Origin of the sequence: Paenibacillus macerans (genome assembly GCF_050565405.1) — a bacterium.
GTDB lineage: Bacteria > Bacillota > Bacilli > Paenibacillales > Paenibacillaceae > Fontibacillus > Fontibacillus macerans_B.
On record NZ_JBNYYG010000014.1, the window covers coordinates 90,671 to 107,675 of the forward strand.

The 17,005-nt window shown below is 58.3% G+C and carries 16 protein-coding genes; 8 read left to right on the plus strand and 8 right to left on the minus strand.

Features of this window, described 5'->3' with window-relative positions; all coding sequences use genetic code 11:
* Positions 1 to 90: 90 nt before the first annotated feature.
* The 8 genes from ACQ4N8_RS11475 to ACQ4N8_RS11510 form a co-directional block, all read right to left on the minus strand.
* A complete protein-coding gene (locus ACQ4N8_RS11475) occupies positions 91 to 378 on the minus strand; it encodes a hypothetical protein (RefSeq protein ID WP_430704490.1) in 288 nt (95 codons plus the stop codon).
* A 130-nt stretch (positions 379 to 508) separates the two neighbouring features.
* The gene (locus tag ACQ4N8_RS11480; RefSeq protein WP_430704491.1) at positions 509 to 808 is read right to left on the minus strand and encodes an S-layer homology domain-containing protein; all 300 of its coding nucleotides are present in this window, start codon (positions 806 to 808) and stop codon (positions 509 to 511) included.
* 178 nt (positions 809 to 986) lie between these two features.
* A complete protein-coding gene (locus tag ACQ4N8_RS11485; protein WP_430704492.1) occupies positions 987 to 1,463 on the minus strand; it encodes an SRPBCC family protein in 477 nt (158 codons plus the stop codon).
* Between the two features lie 36 nt (positions 1,464 to 1,499).
* Positions 1,500 to 1,811, minus strand: a complete 312-nt coding sequence (locus ACQ4N8_RS11490; protein ID WP_430704493.1) for an ArsR/SmtB family transcription factor — start codon at positions 1,809 to 1,811, stop codon at positions 1,500 to 1,502.
* Between the two features lie 125 nt (positions 1,812 to 1,936).
* The gene (locus tag ACQ4N8_RS11495; RefSeq protein ID WP_430704494.1) at positions 1,937 to 3,340 is read right to left on the minus strand and encodes an NAD-dependent malic enzyme; all 1,404 of its coding nucleotides are present in this window, start codon (positions 3,338 to 3,340) and stop codon (positions 1,937 to 1,939) included.
* A 2-nt stretch (positions 3,341 to 3,342) separates the two neighbouring features.
* Positions 3,343 to 4,611 (minus strand): Glu/Leu/Phe/Val family dehydrogenase, encoded by a 1,269-nt coding sequence (locus ACQ4N8_RS11500; protein WP_430704495.1) that lies wholly within the window; start codon positions 4,609 to 4,611, stop codon positions 3,343 to 3,345.
* A 693-nt stretch (positions 4,612 to 5,304) separates the two neighbouring features.
* Positions 5,305 to 6,873, minus strand: coding sequence for an L-glutamate gamma-semialdehyde dehydrogenase (pruA, locus tag ACQ4N8_RS11505; RefSeq protein ID WP_430704496.1), 1,569 nt, complete (start codon positions 6,871 to 6,873; stop codon positions 5,305 to 5,307).
* A gap of 25 nt (positions 6,874 to 6,898) precedes the next feature.
* The gene (locus ACQ4N8_RS11510) at positions 6,899 to 7,813 is read right to left on the minus strand and encodes a proline dehydrogenase family protein (protein ID WP_430704497.1); all 915 of its coding nucleotides are present in this window, start codon (positions 7,811 to 7,813) and stop codon (positions 6,899 to 6,901) included.
* Between the two features lie 231 nt (positions 7,814 to 8,044).
* Between ACQ4N8_RS11510 and ACQ4N8_RS11515 the strand changes: the two genes are divergently transcribed.
* The 8 genes from ACQ4N8_RS11515 to ACQ4N8_RS11550 all read left to right on the plus strand — a co-directional run bounded on the left by ACQ4N8_RS11515 (position 8,045) and on the right by ACQ4N8_RS11550 (position 16,737).
* Positions 8,045 to 9,865 carry a sigma-54 interaction domain-containing protein gene (locus tag ACQ4N8_RS11515; protein WP_430704498.1) on the plus strand — a complete coding sequence of 607 codons (1,821 nt, stop codon included), beginning with the start codon at positions 8,045 to 8,047 and terminating at the stop codon, positions 9,863 to 9,865.
* A gap of 127 nt (positions 9,866 to 9,992) precedes the next feature.
* Complete coding sequence (locus tag ACQ4N8_RS11520) at positions 9,993 to 11,414, plus strand: hypothetical protein (protein ID WP_430704499.1); 1,422 nt, start codon at positions 9,993 to 9,995, stop codon at positions 11,412 to 11,414.
* A gap of 845 nt (positions 11,415 to 12,259) precedes the next feature.
* A complete protein-coding gene (locus ACQ4N8_RS11525; protein ID WP_430704500.1) occupies positions 12,260 to 12,463 on the plus strand; it encodes a hypothetical protein in 204 nt (67 codons plus the stop codon).
* 29 nt (positions 12,464 to 12,492) lie between these two features.
* Complete coding sequence (locus ACQ4N8_RS11530) at positions 12,493 to 13,254, plus strand: hypothetical protein (protein WP_430704501.1); 762 nt, start codon at positions 12,493 to 12,495, stop codon at positions 13,252 to 13,254.
* A complete protein-coding gene (locus ACQ4N8_RS11535) occupies positions 13,251 to 14,447 on the plus strand; it encodes a glutathionylspermidine synthase family protein (protein ID WP_430704502.1) in 1,197 nt (398 codons plus the stop codon). The genes ACQ4N8_RS11530 and ACQ4N8_RS11535 overlap by 4 nt, the downstream gene beginning before the upstream one ends.
* Positions 14,448 to 15,089: a signal peptide protein gene (locus ACQ4N8_RS11540; RefSeq protein ID WP_430704503.1), complete on the plus strand. Its 642-nt coding sequence runs from the start codon at positions 14,448 to 14,450 to the stop codon at positions 15,087 to 15,089.
* Complete coding sequence (locus ACQ4N8_RS11545; protein WP_430704504.1) at positions 15,086 to 15,478, plus strand: DUF350 domain-containing protein; 393 nt, start codon at positions 15,086 to 15,088, stop codon at positions 15,476 to 15,478. Before ACQ4N8_RS11540 ends, ACQ4N8_RS11545 begins: the two co-directional genes overlap by 4 nt.
* 242 nt (positions 15,479 to 15,720) lie before the next feature.
* Positions 15,721 to 16,737 (plus strand): potassium channel family protein, encoded by a 1,017-nt coding sequence (locus ACQ4N8_RS11550; RefSeq protein ID WP_430704505.1) that lies wholly within the window; start codon positions 15,721 to 15,723, stop codon positions 16,735 to 16,737.
* Positions 16,738 to 17,005 lie beyond the last annotated feature (268 nt).

A 17,005-nucleotide genomic window follows, 5' to 3' on the forward strand; every position in this document is an offset into this window, starting at 1 on the left:
AGTTTATCATCCAAGTGGGCTCGACAGTGATTAGGTAAGCCCTACTTGAGTAAACGCACTTACTATTGGGACGGCCCCTTCGGAAAGCGCTTAGGGAACACTGATGAAAATTCCCCCGTTCAAGTCGAGAGGAAGGTTGGCGTAATCCGTGCCGTTAAGCGAAACGATGCGGAATCTTCCGGGATTCTTGATGTCAGACGCCGCGACGGTCCCCGGCTTTAATTCGATTACCAACTGCTTGCTGTTCGCGATGGTTACAGTGTATCCTATGGAGTCTATATGCTTCGTAACTTCGTCCGTAAAAACGCCGGTAGGGGAATAGTCGAGCGTGGGGCTCGTAGGGAAAGTCCCGTTCGGCAAATCCTCATTGAAGGTCAAGGTAAACTCGGGGTGGAAGGCGTAGATACCGGAGTCGTGGTCGCCGGCTTGTCCGGTTCTGTGGGCGGCGTCGGTGTTCCCTGTGATGGAGGCGTATCGGCCCCTCTATCGTTTTTGAGGTTTTCCGCCGCTAGGCATAATGTTCGGTGGGCACGCCCGCGAACGTCGCGGATGCCGGGACTTGACCTAAATCCAGGCCTAACGCCCGGGCAAGGATGATGGCGAAATCCTGGCGTTCGATTTTGCCGGTCGGATCGAATTCCCCGTTTCCCTTTCCGTTGAGGATTCCGGCGTTGACAAGCTCCAGGATGGCATCCCTCGCATAGGAACCTTCAATGTCGGTAAAGGTGGTTGCCGCTTGAGCGGGCAGCGCGACGGCGCTCAACAGGGCGGCGGCGGTCAACACTTTGGCGTACAGCTTTTTGTTCAAATCAAGACCTCCTAATCTTTTGAATTGGACGGTTTAAAATCAAGTTTTCAGCTATAGTTACTATATAATAGTTTAAATTTATGCAATCACATTTTTAAAGAAAGCATCCTGTTTTTGGGGCGCGAAAAAAGCTCTTCCGCCTCGGCGGAAGAGCCCCAATCCATTCGGATAACAGCCTCTAAAAATCTTTCATCAGCCTGACATATTCCTCGTACCATTTCTCCCACTCGGCGTGGCGCGATTCCAGGCTGCGCTCGTCCAATAATGCCTTGATGACCTCAAGGCAAACATGCCAGCCGGAGAGATCCTTGGACGTATGGTCCGTAACATGATGAATCCTTTCGATCAGGATCAGCCTGCAGCCGTCCGATTCGGGGTATAGCTCGAACCGCACCTGGTCCTCGCCCCAGGTATACTCCAGGACGGAGTACGGCTTGAGCTCGAGAATCTCCATCTCCTCGAAGGTACCGTCCTGCATGTCGAATTTGACGAATCCGCCTTCGCGCAGGTCGTCGATCCGCAGTTCGGGAAACCATTTCTTTAACTTGTCGTTCTCCGTCAACGAGGCCCAGACCTTTTCGACGGGGTGCTTGAGAAAGCGCTCGAAACGGGCTGTATAACCTCCGTCCGGGTGGGATTGTATGACTGCTAACATGCTTGTCCTCCTTATCGCGGGAATTAGGATGCTTTATTACTCCTCTTCGTCCAGATGTTTCTCCAGGTCGTCGAGCTTGTTCGACCAAAACTGCCGATACGGCTCGAACCAGTCGTCGATGTCCCGTAGAGGCGACGGATTCAGGCGGTACCAATGCAGCTTCGCCTCTTTGCGCAGGGTCACGAGTCCGGCTTCGCGCAACACCCGCAGATGCTTCGAGACGCCGGGCTGGCTTAACGGCAGCAGCTGAACCAATTCCCCGACGGTCCGTTCCTGCCGGAGCATCAAGTCCAGCATTTTTCTTCGATGAGGTTCCGCAAGGACCTCGAATAATTGATCGGTATTCATGTTTATATATTGCCTTCTGGTTATATTTCTGTCAAGTTATGCGTAAGGCGAGCAAAAAGAGGCCGCCTCGGTTCAACCCGGGCAGCCTTGGTAAAGGGGAATATCAGTATCGTATATAGCCTACTTCACCGGAAATCCGGCGGGATGCGCCGGGCCACGCCGGTACGGATCGCTGCCTCGATCACGGCCTTACGCACCAGCGGGACGACCTGGTCGTTAAAAATGCTCGGAATAATATACTGCTCGTTCCGTTCTTCATCCGTGACGGCGGAAGCGATCGCCCCTGCAGCGGCCAGCTTCATCGCTTCGTTGATCCGTCCGGCGCGGCAGTCGAGCGCCCCGCGAAACAAGCCCGGGAACGCAAGCACGTTGTTGATCTGGTTCGGGTAATCGCTTCGTCCCGTGGCGAAGACGGCCGCATGGTCCAGCCCTTGTTCGGGGTCGATCTCCGGTTCCGGATTGGCCAGCGCAAACGCGATCGGCCGCTCGCTCATCGTGCGAAGATGCTCGCCGGTCAGAAGGCCGCCGGCTGATACGCCGATGAACACGTCGGCGCCGGGCAGAACGTCCTGCAGCCGGCCAGACTGCCTTTCCACCTGCGGCTGCTCCGCCAGCCACCGCCACATGGGGTGCTCGTATTCCCCGCCATAGACGATCGCCCCCTCCTTGTCCACCGGGGCCAGCTTGGTCACCCCGGCGGCGAGCAGCATTTTGCAGATGGAAACGCCGGCGGCGCCGACGCCGCTCACTACGATCCGTACCTCGGACATCGATTTGCCGACGACCTTCAGCGCGTTGATCAACCCGGCGATGACAACGACGGCCGTACCGTGCTGATCGTCGTGGAACACCGGGATATCCAGCTCCTCGACCAGCCGCCGTTCGATTTCGAAGCAGCGCGGCGAGCTGATATCCTCCAGGTTGATGCCGCCGAAGATCGGGCTGACCGCTTTGACGGTGCGGATGATTTCCTCGGTGTCGCTCGTATCCAGGCATAGCGGAAAGGCGTCCACGCCGGCCAACTGCTTGAACAGCATCGCTTTGCCCTCCATCACCGGGGCCGCCGCATACGGGCCGATGTCGCCGAGCCCCAGCACGGCGGTGCCGTCGGTAATCACTGCGACGGTGTTCCGTTTGATCGTCAGCGAAAATGCTTTGCTCCGGCTTTCATGGATGGCCGTGCAGATTTTGGCGACTCCCGGCGTGTACACCTGCGACAGATCGTCGCGATTGCGGATCGGCATCGTCGGCTCGATGGCGATCTTGCCGCCGAGGTGCATCAGGAACGTACGGTCGGAGACGTTGATCAGGCGGATGCCGTGAAGCTTCCGTAGCGCTTTAACGAACGCGGCCTCGTCCTGGTCGCCCGTGTCGACGGTGATGTCGCGGACCGATGAGCCCTTGGCCGATGAGATGACGTCGATGGACGTAATGTCGCCGCCCGCTCCGCTCACGGCCGCGGCGACGTCGCCGAAGCTGGCCTGCTTATGGTCCAGCTCCAGACGGATAATAATCAGCGTGCGTGCCATCGTTAAATCCACCCCCGCCATTTGACCGCTTCGGTCATCCGTTTCAAACCGACGATATACGCCGCCAGCCGCATATTCACCTGACGCGTCGCCGCGGTCTGGTATACTTTCTGGAAAGCGGAGACCAACAGCTGTTCCAGCTTCGCGTTGACTTCCTCCAGCGGCCAGTAATAACCCTGGTTGTTTTGTACCCATTCGAAATAGGATACGACCACGCCGCCGGCGCTTGCCAGCACGTCCGGCACGATCAATATGCCGCGACGGGACAAGATTTCCGTGGCGGCGTAGGTCGTCGGGCCGTTGGCCGCTTCCACGATCAGTTTGGCCTTGATGTCCGCCGCATTTTGTTCGGTGATCTGGTTTTCGATCGCCGCCGGCACCAGGATATCGCAGTCCTGCTCGAGCAACTCCGGGTTCGTGATGCGATTCGGGTACAGGTGCGTCACCGTGCCGAACGAATCGCGCCGGTCCAGCAGCTCGAGGATATCGAGCCCGCCGGGATTGTACAGGGCGCCACGGGCGTCGGAAATCCCGACGATCACGGCCCCGGCGTCGTGCAGGAACTTCGCCAGGAAGCTGCCGGCGTTGCCGAAGCCCTGGATGATGACGCGCGCGCCCTCCACACGCATGCCGGCCATTTTGGCGGCTTCCTTGAGCACGATCGTGACGCCGAGCGCCGTCGACGACTCCCGGCCGTAGGAGCCGCCGAGCACCAGCGGCTTGCCGGTGATGAAGCTCGGCGAATCAAACTCGCGGATCCGGCTGTACTCGTCCATCATCCAGGCCATCACCTGCGAGTTCGTGTATACGTCGGGCGCCGGGATATCCTTGGTCGGGCCGACGATTTGGCTGATCGCGCGGACGTATCCGCGGCTGAGGCCCTCGAGCTCCCGCATCGACATGGTCCGCGGATCGCAGGCGATGCCGCCTTTGCCGCCGCCGTAAGGCAGCGAGACGATGCCGCATTTGATGCTCATCCACATCGACAGGGCCTTCACTTCCTCGGCCGTGACGTCGGGGTGAAAGCGCACGCCGCCTTTAGTCGGCCCGATCGCGTCGTTATGCTGGGCGCGGTGCCCGGTAAACACTTTGACCGAGCCGTCGTCCATTTTCACCGGAATGCGCACGGTCAGCATCCGCAGCGGCTCCTTCAGCAGATCGAACATCGCCGGCGGCTCGTTCATCGTCTCGAGCGCCGTGCGGATCACCTGCTGGGTACTGGTAAAGACATCCGTGTTCTCCGAAAGTTTTCGTTTCCCGTTCATGATCATGGGGTTCCCTTCTTCCGTCCCGTGCGGGGGCATTTTTTAGAGGTAGTTCAACAAGTCATCTTTCGATCACGATGCTATTCTGGAAGAGGACTCGACGTCGAATCATGAATCTTGCCGGGCCAAGCGAAGGTTTCCGAAGCCGGTTTCCTGCACAGCTTCCGGCGAGCTAACGGACACCAGAAACGCTATTGGCCCGCTTTAGGGTAGTCTCCGATTCTAACGGACCGAGGAGACCTTATTTCGGTCAAAAGCGGCGAAATAGCCGCCATGAGAGCCCAATAAGGTCTCTGGAGTCCGTTACATCGGGAAATAGCCGGGAAATGGGCAAGTAAGGTCTTTACGGTCCGTTACGCAGCCGCACTACGCTCGCTACAGGGAGTCCCTAGCTCCAGCAAGCTAACGGACACCAGAAACGCTATTGGTCCGCTTTAGGGTAGTCTCCGATTCTAACGGACCGAGGAGACCTTATTTCGATCAAAAGCGGCGAAATAGCCGCCATGAGAGCCCAATAAGGTCTCTGGAGTCCGTTACATCGGGAAATAGCCGGGAAATGGGCAAGTAAGGTCTTTACGGTCCGTTACGCAGCCGCGCTACCGAGTGTCAATGTCCCTGGCTTCATCCGACCTCAAGCGTGTTGCAAAAACGCACATCGGAAGCTAAGCTTCGGTGCTGAATACCCTAACTATTTTGCGCTTAAAGCTTGCGGGAGGTCAGCTTGGCTTGGGTGAACAGCAGCAGGTAATCGCAGCCCCCGGCCTTCGAGTCGGTACCGGACATGTTGAAGCCGCCGAACGGATGAGCCCCGACCAATGCGCCGGTGCATTTGCGGTTGATATACAGATTGCCGCAGTGCATTGTATCCAGCGCTTCGCAGATCCGGTCTTCGTCCCGGGAGAAAAAGGAGCCCGTCAGTCCAAACTCGGTGTCGTTGTACAGCGCGATCGCTTCCCGCCAATCCTTCGCTTTGCCGAGGGCCAGCACCGGCCCGAAGATTTCCTCCTGCATGATGCGGGCTTTGCCGTCGACGCCGCCGAACACGGTCGGCTCGAGGTAATACCCGTTGCCCTCGGCCTGATGTCCCCCGGCGAGCAGTTGCCCCTCTTGTTTGCCGATCTCGATGTAATCCAGGATTTTGCCGAAAGAACCCTCGTCGATGACCGGTCCGACCGGCTTGTTTTGTTCGGGAAGGCCGATCTCGAGCTCCTGCGTCAGCCGTACGACTTTCTCTGCGACCTGGTCATATACCGATTCCACGATAATTGCGCGCGAACCGGCGGAGCATTTTTGCCCCTGGAAGCCGAACGCCGAAGCCACGATTGCCTGTGCCGCCGCGTCCAGGTCCGCGGTTTCGTCCACCACGATCCCGTCTTTGCCGCCCATCTCGGCGACGAGCCGTTTGATCCAGATTTGCCCGGGGACCGCGTCGGCCGCCAGCTTGCTGATGCGCAGGCCCACTTCCTTCGAGCCGGTGAAGCTGACGAACCGGGTTTTCGGATGCGTGGTCAGGTAGTCGCCGACCTCCGCGCCGCTGCCCGGGACAAAGTTCAGCACGCCGGCCGGCAGGCCGACTTCTTCCATTAAGGCAGCGAACTTGTAGGCAATCACCGGCGTGTTGGAAGCGGGCTTCAGCAGCGCGGTATTACCGGCGACGATGGCCGCCGAGGTCATGCCGACGCAGATCGCCAGCGGGAAATTCCACGGCGGAATGATGACGCCGACCCCCAGCGGGATGTAGGTCAGGCGGTTGTCTTCCCCGGCGACCCTGGTCAAAGGCATCGACTCGTTGATGTCGCTCAAGCGGATCATTTCCCGCGCGTAAAAATTGAGGAAGTCGATCGCTTCCGCCGTATCGGCGTCCGCTTCGGCGTAGTTTTTGCCGGCTTCAAGCACCATCATGGCGGAGAATTCATGCTTGCGTGCAGCCATTAGCTCGGCGGCCTTCAGCAAATAATGCGCGCGTTCGCGGGGGGGTATTTTTTTCCACGATTCAAAGGTCTCGAGCGCGGTTTGCATCGCTTTTTCAGCCAGATCCCGGTCCGCTTTGCTGACATAACCGATCGTTTCGTCAAGTTGCCCCGGGTTGATGGAACGGATCTTCGCCTCCGTAAAAATCTTCTCGCTGCCGATATGCAGCGGATACTCGCGCCCCAGCTCGGATTTAACTTTGACGATTGCCTCCTCCATCGCCAGCCGGGCCGGCTCCTGCCGGAAATCGGTAAACGGTTCGTTGCGAAATGCCTCCGTTTTTGCCGTCGTGTTCATAGGGAAGCGCTCCTTTATCATGGGATTATTTGAAAAAGTTCTTTACAACAAACCAGACATTGGCCGGACGTTCGGCAAGCCGGCGCATGAAGTAGCCGAACCAGTCGCTGCCGAAAGGGACGTAAACGCGAACCTTGTAGCCCTCGCGGACGAGCTGAAGCTGCAAATCCTCGCGGATGCCGTACAGCATTTGAAATTCAAAGCGTTCGTTTGGAATGTTCAGTTCATGGATGATTTGCTTGGCGTAGTCGATGATGCCGGAGTCGTGGGTGGCAATGGCAGCGTAGCCGCCGTTTTTGAGGTGAGTGGCAATGAGGCGTTTGTAGTTGTCGTCGACATCCGGCTTGGCCGGGATGGCAACTTTGGGCGATTCCTTGTAGGCGCCTTTGACGAGCCGCAGGTTGGGCTTCAGATCCTTCAATTCCTCGAGGTCGTGAATGGAGCGGTAAAGGTAGGCTTGGATAACGATGCCGACGTTGTCGATTTGCTCGCGCAGCCGCTTGTAGATCGCGATCGTTTTTTCGCATTGGGCAAAATCCTCCATATCGATGCGGACGAACAAGCCGTACATGCGCGCCCGGTTCAATATGGCCGTCAGGTTGCTCAGGCATACCTCCTCGCTGATCCCGAGGCCAAGCGAAGTGAGCTTCAGCGAAAGATTGGCCTTTACGCCGGAGCTTGCGATGGCATCCAGCGTCTTGAGGCACATCATGGCGGACAGGCTGGCTTCGGCCTCCGTCGCTACGAACTCGCCCAGGTGGTCCAGCGTCGCTTCCCGGCCCGAGGCATTCAGCGACCGGACGGCATCGATCGCGCCTTCGATCGTTTCCCCGGCCACGAACCGGCTGGCGCCGAAGCGCAAACCGTATTTGCGCGCCATCTTGTTAGCGGATTGGCTTTTGGCGAAGGTCTGAAACAGCGTTTTGATTAACGCGTCCATGGATCCATCCATCCTTTTCCAAAACTTATTTGTACACAAAATATACAATATTTTAATTATTTGAACAATAGATAATGAAAAATAAACAAAATACATTTTAAACATCGAAAAGTGTTCAATAGTGAACAGTTTTTGCTGGGCTTCGATCTGCTTTTGAGACCGGAATATTGAACCAGGGCAGGTTTCATGTTAGATTTACAAGTAAAATTCATTCCATGTGCGAGGTAGTTTATGTTCAATCATGAACGAGCGGCGTTCCGGAGCGATATGCTTCGCTTGAAGCCGGAGGATGGAGCGGGGGCTTTGACCGCGGCGCTTCGCGGAAGCAAGACGGCCGTTGTCGTCTGGAACGAGACTTACTATTTGTTTACACCCGATGAGGCCGATTTGCTTGGGCGGTTGGCGGGGGAAGGTTCGATCGGACAGATTTTGGCGGAAAACGGCACTGCCTTTGCCGCAGCGGCTATCTTTCGAGAGGGAGAATTGTTGTCGCATGCGGTCAACGGGCTTGCGCTGAAGTTGACCGGCAGGGTCGGCCGCCCGGCGGTGGTGGTGGACGATGAACGGGAACCTGTCGGCTATTTGCCGCTGACCGATTTGCTGCGTTTTGCCGCGGAGCGGGAGCAGCGGGCTTCGGCTTATTTCGAGACGCTGCTGGAAACGGTGAGCGACGCCGTTACCGTCGTGGACCAGAACGGGACGGTGATCGGCTGGAACGCCATCGCCGAGGAAGTGTACGGCATCGCCAAAGCGGATATCGTCGGCCGGACGATCGGCGAGCATTTCGATCCGGATGCGCTGGTGGTGCTGAAGATTTTGGACGAAGGGCGGCGGATGCGCGGAGCTTATCATCGTCCGCGTCCCGACACGCATGTGCTGATCAACGCGTCGCCGATCGTGGAGGCGGACGGGGGCCGTATCATCGGCGGGGTCGCGACCGAGCAGGACATCACGCATCTCGTGAAGCTGAACGACGAGTTGACCATGGCCGAATCGCGCCTGTTGACCCACAGGATGAACGATCGGGATCCGTTTGCGCTGCTGAGCGGGCGCGGGGAGAGCATGGGCAAGGTAATCAAGATCGCCAAAAAGATCGCCGAAACCGACTCCGCCGTCCTGCTGATTGGCGAAACCGGGGCCGGCAAGGAGCAGTTGGCCAAGGTGATTCACCAGGCCGGCCTTCGTGCGGAGGGCCCGTTCCTGTCGTTGAGCTGCGGGGCGATTCCGGTGGGCTTGGCCGAGGCGGAACTGTTTGGTTACCACGGCGGCGCTTTTTCCGGGAAGCCGTCCGGGCAGGCCGGCCGGTTGGAAGCGGCGGACGGGGGCTCCTTGTTCTTGAACGAAATCGAAGGCCTGTCGCTGGATATGCAAGAAAAGCTCGTCCAATATATGAAGCGGCGCGTGCTTACGCGTATCGGGGCAGCGGACGCGACGCCGGTGTCCACGCGGATTTTTGCGGCGACGAGCCAGGATTTGGAGCGTCTGGTGCAGGAGGGGAAGTTCCGGGCGGACCTGTATTACGCTTTGAACGTCGTATCGCTTAAGGTGCCGCCGCTCCGCGAGCGCAGGGAGGATTTGGCCACGCTGCTGCAAATGTATCTGCGGCTCTTTTCGCTGCAATACCAGAAGCCGATTCCGGCAGTTTCGCCGGAGGTGATGCTGGCGTTCATGAATTACGATTGGCCGGGGAACGTTACCGAGTTGCGGGCCGTCGTGGAGCGCTGCGTCATCCTGAGCGACAACGACCAGATCGCGCTGGAGCATTTGCCGGAGCCGCTGCAGCGGCGGCAAGCCCAGCTGGAGTTTGCCGCAGCGGAAAGCGCCGATCTGCTGCCGGTTTCGTACGGCGGCCAGGGTGGCGGGTTGGCGAACGAGGATCGGCCGGATCGGCTGGCCCATATGCTGCGTCCCAGAATCAGTCCCGAGGAAGAAATCGAGCTGATGAAGGAAGCGCTGGAGCGGGCGTCCGGCAACAAAAGCCATGCGGCCAAGCTGCTGGGCATATCCCGCGGCACCCTCTATAAAAAAATTCGCGACTATAAATTAGTATAGACAATCACAATTAGAAAATATTGCATATTTTGACACCGGCAATCTCTTTGCCTCGACATGGGCCGAACCCTTGCTTGGGCACCTGCATAGCATATAGCACATTATGCGGGAAAAGGGGCGTGACTCCATGATAGGGATAGAGTTGTCGGTGATTCATTATGTGTACCTGGCCTTCATCGTGTTCATTATGGCGCTGCTGATCAAGCGGCGCGATACGACGATGATCTGCGTGGCGGGCATATTTACGCTCGGGCTGTTGGCGACGGAAACGCTGAGCGGTTCGGTATCGGGGATTTTTAACTCGTTTATTTATGCCACGAAAGAGCTGATGGGGACGATCATGATCATTTCGATCATCGTGGCGATGAGCCGCGTGCTGATCCGTACGGGCATCAACGAGACGATGGTAGCCCCTCTGACGCGCTTCTTGCGTACGCCGGCGATGGCGTATTGGGGAATCGGCCTCATCATGATGGTCACTTCGTTTTTCTTCTGGCCTTCGCCTGCCGTGGCCTTGATCGGCGCGGTACTGCTGCCTGTTGCGATCCGGGTGGGGCTGCCCGCGCTGGGCGCGGCGGTGGCGATGAACCTGTTCGGGCACGGCATCGCCTTGTCCGGCGATTACATCATCCAGGGCGCGCCGAAATTGACGGCCGATGCGGCGGGGCTGCCGGTCGGCAGCGTGATGTCGGCCAGCGTGCCGCTGGTCATCGTCATGGGGCTGGTGAGCACCGTCACTGCCTTTTGGATGATGCGCCGCGATCAGCGGAACGGCACCTGGCGGGACGGTCTTGTTGCTTCGAAAGGGGACGGCGTGCTTGCCGATGAACGGTCGGCCGGCGGCAAAGAAGATCGCGCCGCCATTCATCCGCAGGCGAGAAAATGGCTGGCCGTCCTGATCCCGCTGCTGTTCGCCGCCGACGTGGCGGCGATGTTCCTGCTGGACCTGCAGGGCGGCGACGCCACGGCGTTGGTCGGCGGTACGGCGGTGCTCATCCTGATCGCCGTAACATTGCTCGCCCACCGCAACCGGGGCCTGGAGAAGGTTACCTCGTACCTGATCGACGGGCTTGTCTTCGGCTTTAAGGTGTTCGGCCCCGTCATCCCGATCGCCGCCTTCTTTTACCTCGGCGACGCGGCGTTTGCGGAGCTGTTCGGGCAGGTGCTCCCCGAAACGTCGCACGGCATCGTGAACGACCTCGGCGTAGCCTTGGCCGACGTCGTTCCGCTAAACGGCATCGTCGGCGCCGTGACCCTTGCCGTTACGGGGGCGATCACCGGCCTGGACGGCTCCGGCTTCTCGGGCATCTCGCTGGCCGGCTCGATCGCCCAGCTGTTCGGCACCGCCATCGGCACGGGCACGGCCACGCTGACGGCGCTGGGGCAGGTCGCCGCCATCTGGGTCGGCGGCGGCACGCTGATCCCGTGGGCGCTCATCCCGGCCGCCGCCATCTGCGGCGTGAGTCCGTTCGAGCTCGCCCGCCGCAACCTCAAGCCGGTGTTTATCGGCCTCGTCGTAACTACCGTGGTGGCGATGTTTTTGGTGTAGCGGGGCGTGGGCTTCCCGGCGGCGGCGCGGCTAATCGGCTGCCTCCGCGGCCGACTTTTTCCCAAGGAGGCGGTTCTTCGCCTCCTTGGTCTGTTTTAGCCTAAGGATTCCCACTCTACTCTACCCCTGCGATGTCCTTACAGTGTCCTCGTGTCCTCGCAACATTTCCGCTTCACCAACGTCCCACTCCGCCAACGTAAGTATTTAACTAGTTATCAATCTGGCCTGCCCCGGCGTTCGCCGGTTCTTCGGGCGAGTTGGTGCTCCCCAAAAGCACTATAGTGTTGTTCAAAACTCATGAAAGTTCCCCCTTTCCATATTAATAAAAAACGTCCCGTATCTGCTCCATGCACCGGAAACCAAGGGGCTCTCGGAAACCATGCCGGTTCCGTTCCTCCCCATGAATGACAGTCCAAACAGAGCTGTACGGGACGTTCTTCGTCTTAGCTTCAGTTTAGGACCACGCCCGCAGGGGTCGTCCAGTTTGCCTCAGAGTGAGCCGGTGTCCTACTTTGTCATTGCATTTCGCGAGCGGCGGACGTAAGCTGGGGGAAGGGCGGTGGAAGGGTTTCCCAAACGATTCGGGTGTGGCGGCATCACCGCCATGCCGGACCGACCGGAGTTCTCCCGGATACATAGGGTACATCGTTGAGCCAGACGGTACGTCAGCGTACGCAGCCCGGCGGAATCCCTGCCGTGGTTTGTTTTTCACGTGTCCCCACCCGGGTTCCCCTGACCCGCGCTCTTCCCTGTTTCTCCCTGAGGGAAACATGAAACTAAGGGGGAGCCGGTGCGTATCATTATTTAGTGTGTACATGGAAAGGGTGAGTCGCTTGGAAAATGGCATGAGCGTGAAACTGTATGAGAAATTGCCGGACGGAGAACTGCGCGAGCTGGAAGAGCGCGTTTGGAGCACGAACATGGTGGCGGCGCTGGAGCATGTGAATTATCTGATCGTCGGCACCCGCGAATTTGAAACGGTGGAAGGCCGGCTGAATGTAGACGAGGGGAAGCTGGAGCTGCTGCTCGTTCCGATTGCGCACGAATAAGGAAGTTTTTTCGTAAGGAGGAATCGGTTTTGGCTAGAGAAGAGGAAGCAACACCGAAAGAAACGGTTGCCGCGAAGGCCGCCAAAGAAACGAAAGAACCGGGCGGTTCCAAATTTTTCACCCCGGAAGGCAAGCCGATCCGCGTCTTGTCCACGTCGCTGGGGATCGCATTGCTCGCCAACGCTTTTCTGATTCCGAGCGGCGGGGCTTCGGCCGCAAGCAGCGGCACGACGGCGGATGAACCGAAGCTCGTCGCCTGGTCGACGGAAGAAGTGAAGCAATATTTCGACAAAAACGTAGACTGGAACATTCCGCTCCCGATAGATGAGGAGGGGCAGGCGGAAGGCGAAGGAGCGGGGACCGGCGAGGCGTCCGGCGGCTCGGGCGGCACGACCGTCGTCAACAACTACGGCGGCTACCATTCCGGGTTCGGCTGGGACGACATGCTGCTATACCATCTGTTGTTCAACAGCGGGTCCAACTACTCGTCCAGCCGCTGGTACGACAACCATCGCGGATATTACGCGGGCTCGTCGACACCTTACAAGCCGAAGACGTATTCGAGCGATACGTTCCAGAACAAAACGATGGCCGGTTCCGTGGTTCGTCCGAAGACGTCGACCTCATCCACCGGCTCGATCGTCCGGCGTTCAATTTCATCGAAAGCCGGAGGCATCGGCGGGAAATCAAGCGGACTGGGCTCGTCCAGTTCATCCTCCAGCTCCTCCAAAAGTTCGGTTTCCGGCTCGAAATCCAGCGGCGGCTCCAGTAAAGGGTTCTTCGGAGGATGACGGACAACGTGTTCGAAGTCGTCGGCCGGCCGCATCCCGATCGGATCGAACGGGTTAAACTGCTGCGCGAGCTCGGTTTCGCCTGGGCGGATATCGAGGACGAACAATACTGGATCGACCAGTTGGTGCTGATGCCCAAAGCGACGTACGAAGAGCTGGAGCGGGCGGCCGCAGCGCTGTGGCGCATTCTCGACAAAGCCGTGCGTTATGTCCATCGCCGGCACGATCTCTATGAGCTGATCGGCATTCCGCCGATCCTGTGGACGATGCTCGACGAGCTGCCACTGCCGGAGCCGGGGGTGATCAGCCGCTACGCGCGGTTCGATTTCGCCATAGCGAATGACGGCTCCATCAAGCTGCTGGAGCTGAACGCGGATACGCCGACCGGATACGTCGAGGCTTCGATCGCCACGCCCTGGCTGCTGGAGCAGGCCGGGTACGATTCGCCCAACCGGCGGATGAAAGAGCTCGTCGCCGAAGCGTGGACGATCGAACGTCCGGATACCGTGGCCTGCGTCGAGTATGGCCGCCATCTGGAGGATTCGGGGACGATCGAAGCGTTGGGCCGGCACAGCGGGCTTGACGTCCGTTTCGAGGACTGCCTGGAGCTTTGGGTAGATGAAGGAACGCTAAAAAATAAGGACGGCCGCACCATTGAGCGCATGTTTGCCCTCTATCCGAAAGAGTGGATGGCGGTGGACGATGCCGGCGAAGCGCTGAGCTACGCGGTTGAAACCGGACGGCTGACGCTGTTCAACGGGCCGCACAGCATTTTGCTGCAGTCCAAGGGGCTGCTTGCCGCCGTATGGGGGCTTTACGAGCTGGGGTTGCTGTTCGATGAAGAAGAGCGCCAAGCCATTGCGAGCTACGTGCTGCCGACGTACAACAAGCCGGTTTTCTCGGGCAGCTTCGTTTCCAAATCGATGTTTGGGCGCGAGGGCGGTTCGGTGCGTCTGTTCGACGAAGAAGGCCGGCTTGAGCTGGAGGATCAGGAGGGCTTTGACAGCAGCGTGCTGTTCCCTTCCGTTTATCAAAAAAGAGCGGAGCTGGCGCGGGTCGATACGGCCTGCGGCGAGCTTCATTTATTGACCGGCATGTTCGTCCTGAACGGGACGCCATGCGGCATGCTGGGGCGGGCCGGCGGTCCGATTACCGGCAATGCCAGTCATTTTATCGCGTTGGGAGTGAAATAAATGCATTTGCATAAGAAGGGTTTGGCCCGGCGGTTGATCGTTGCGGCGATGCTCGTGCTGGCCATGCTGGCGCTGAGCGCTTGCGGCGAGCAAACGAGCGTCTTCTCCACCGATACTGGCACGGAATCGGCCTTAACGACCGCCCGCGTACCGTGGGATTACAAGATCGTGGAAGGGACGGTAGGCGATCTGGTGGGCAGCGACATGACGATTTTACCCGATAACGATCTGCTGCCGAACGACAACAACTACGCCACGGGCGACAAAATCTGGATTCTCCAGTTCATGGACGCCGAGCTGACCACGGACGAGAACCAGAAGAACGAAGTCCGCTTGTCCTCCTGGACGACGCTGAAGTCGTATCCGGACCAAGCGGCGGCCGAGAAGGACCTGGCCGAGCTGAAGGTGTCCGTCACGACCGACGTCGATCTGGTCGGCGTGTACCAAACCGAATACCAAGGCAAGACGAGAAGCTTCGCCGTCCTGGAGCTGCCGACCGGCAACCGGATCAAGCAGCCGATCGACGATGCGCGGTACGCGGCTTTGGAGAAGGAGAAGACGGCTGCGGTCGTGCTGGAGGAAGTGCATGACTTTGCCGATTACGATTTGGCATTTGCGAAATTTCGGGGGTGGGCGAATTGACGGTAGTGGTTAACATTGTGGTAAGCGTTGTTGTCATGATTTTGCTGCAGCTGCTGGGTATGGTCATTTTTAATTGGATGACGCCGTACCGTGACATGGAGGAACTGAAGAAGGGGAACGTCGCCGTGGCCCTGGCGCTCGGCGGTAAGTTCCTTGGCACGGCCATCATTCTTGGGGTGTCGGCCTTTACGAATACCTCCATCCTGCACATGATTTTGTGGTTTGCCGTCGGGTACGTGTGCCTGATTGCGGCGTATTGGATTTTTGAGCTGGTGACGCCGGGCTTCAATATTTCGGACCAGCTGAAGCAGGGCAATGTCGCGGTAGGCACCTTGCTGTGCCTGGTGTTCATCGGCATGGCGTTTGCCGTCAGCAGCCTGATCATTTGAGCAGTAGTTCAAAAAGTCGTCTTCCCATTACGAAGATCATGCATAGAAGTGGAATCGGCATCGAATCTTGAATTCAGCCGGGCCTTCCGTTGCTCACGTAGGCTCACCTACGCTGCGCTACTCAGTCCCTAGCCTCATCCAACCTTCTCGGTGCTGAAAAGCCGACTTTTTGAACCTTTATTGAAATGGTAGTTCAAAACCTCTTTTGATTCACGATTTTGGTCTGGGGAAGGGGCAGTCCGGTGCACTTTTTGCTCAGAGTAACGACTCGGTTGATGCGTTTGCGTAAAACGTCGATAGGACTCATTATCCTGTTTTTTATTACGATAAGCGCAACAATCGCTTATGGATTGGAGCCGGCGACGTTCGGGAGCTGGTTTAACGCTTTGTATTGGGTCATGACGACCATGGCCACGGTGGGTTACGGGGACTATTTCGCCGAGACCGTGCCGGGCAAAGCGTTTACGATGTTTTTGTACATTTTCGGAATCGGGCTGCTAAGCCTGGTGATCGGCAAAGTGATCGATTCCATCGGGAGCCTTCAGCGGCAGAGAGGGGCGGGAGCTTTGAGCTTTCGGGGCGAAAACCAGATCGTTCTGATCAATTGGAGCAAAAAAGCGCAATCGGCGGTGGAGGAAATTTTGAGTTATTCCCCCAAAAGCCATATCGTGCTGATCGATGAAATGGACCGGCATCCTCTGGAGCATATGCATCAGGTGCATTTCGTCAGCGGGGATCCGGCTGCGGACGACGTTTTGCAGAAGGCCGGCATCGACCGGGCGAAGGCGGCGATCATCTTCGCCGATTCGCGCATCGAAGAGTTTTCGCTGATCGACGGCAAGTCGCTCTTGATCGCCTCCAGCATTGAACGATTGGCGCCGCACGTACATACAACCGTAGAAATTACGCAGGAAAAGCATATCCAGAACTTCCGCCACGTCCAGGTGAACGAGTTCGTGTTGTCCCATGACGCGATTTCCAGGCTGGCGGTGCGGTCCGCGCTGCAGGCGGGAAACTCCGAAGTGATCCGCCAGTTGCTGAGCCGCCAATACGGCGACGATATCTACGAGATCCCGGTGCAAAGCGGGTGGACAACGTACCGCGAGGCGTTCGAGGCGTTGCTGAGGCAGGGGGCGACTTTGCTCTCCGACCGCGGCGACCTTGGAATCAACCGTAAGCTGGACCAGCCGATACCGGCAGAGGCGCGGCTATATATCGTATCCGACGAATCTACGTATCGGCGGATTACCGGCGCGTAGCGGTAGCCGACTAAAGCAAGAGCCCTTGGCCTTCAGGCCAAGGGCTCTTTTTGCGTGTGCGCCCGGCATGGGCGATAACTAGGCGGTGAAAGTCCGCTACAGGCTTGGCAGTAGGAACTGTTAGCTGAAGGCAAGGGTGTCGGTCGCGAGGCCGAATCTGAAGGAAGCCGGAGGCAAACCCTCGGTCTGACGAACAGAAATCACATATAAGGCATGATGAGACGGACGAGCTTGCACGTCAAAGTAAAGTCCAATACTGCCCGAATCT

Bases quoted from the DNA above. Each gene is read 5' to 3' on its own strand.
- ACQ4N8_RS11485 (WP_430704492.1), bottom strand. From the start codon at position 1,463: ATGTTAGCAGTCATACAATCCCACCCGGACGGAGGTTATACAGCCCGT.
- ACQ4N8_RS11490 (WP_430704493.1), bottom strand. From the start codon at position 1,811: ATGAATACCGATCAATTATTCGAGGTCCTTGCGGAACCTCATCGAAGA.
- ACQ4N8_RS11495 (WP_430704494.1), bottom strand. From the start codon at position 3,340: ATGGCACGCACGCTGATTATTATCCGTCTGGAGCTGGACCATAAGCAG.
- ACQ4N8_RS11500 (WP_430704495.1), bottom strand. From the start codon at position 4,611: ATGATCATGAACGGGAAACGAAAACTTTCGGAGAACACGGATGTCTTT.
- pruA (WP_430704496.1), bottom strand. From the start codon at position 6,873: ATGAACACGACGGCAAAAACGGAGGCATTTCGCAACGAACCGTTTACC.
- ACQ4N8_RS11510 (WP_430704497.1), bottom strand. From the start codon at position 7,813: ATGGACGCGTTAATCAAAACGCTGTTTCAGACCTTCGCCAAAAGCCAA.
- ACQ4N8_RS11515 (WP_430704498.1), top strand. From the start codon at position 8,045: ATGTTCAATCATGAACGAGCGGCGTTCCGGAGCGATATGCTTCGCTTG.
- ACQ4N8_RS11520 (WP_430704499.1), top strand. From the start codon at position 9,993: ATGATAGGGATAGAGTTGTCGGTGATTCATTATGTGTACCTGGCCTTC.
- ACQ4N8_RS11525 (WP_430704500.1), top strand. From the start codon at position 12,260: ATGAGCGTGAAACTGTATGAGAAATTGCCGGACGGAGAACTGCGCGAG.
- ACQ4N8_RS11535 (WP_430704502.1), top strand. From the start codon at position 13,251: ATGACGGACAACGTGTTCGAAGTCGTCGGCCGGCCGCATCCCGATCGG.
- ACQ4N8_RS11540 (WP_430704503.1), top strand. From the start codon at position 14,448: ATGCATTTGCATAAGAAGGGTTTGGCCCGGCGGTTGATCGTTGCGGCG.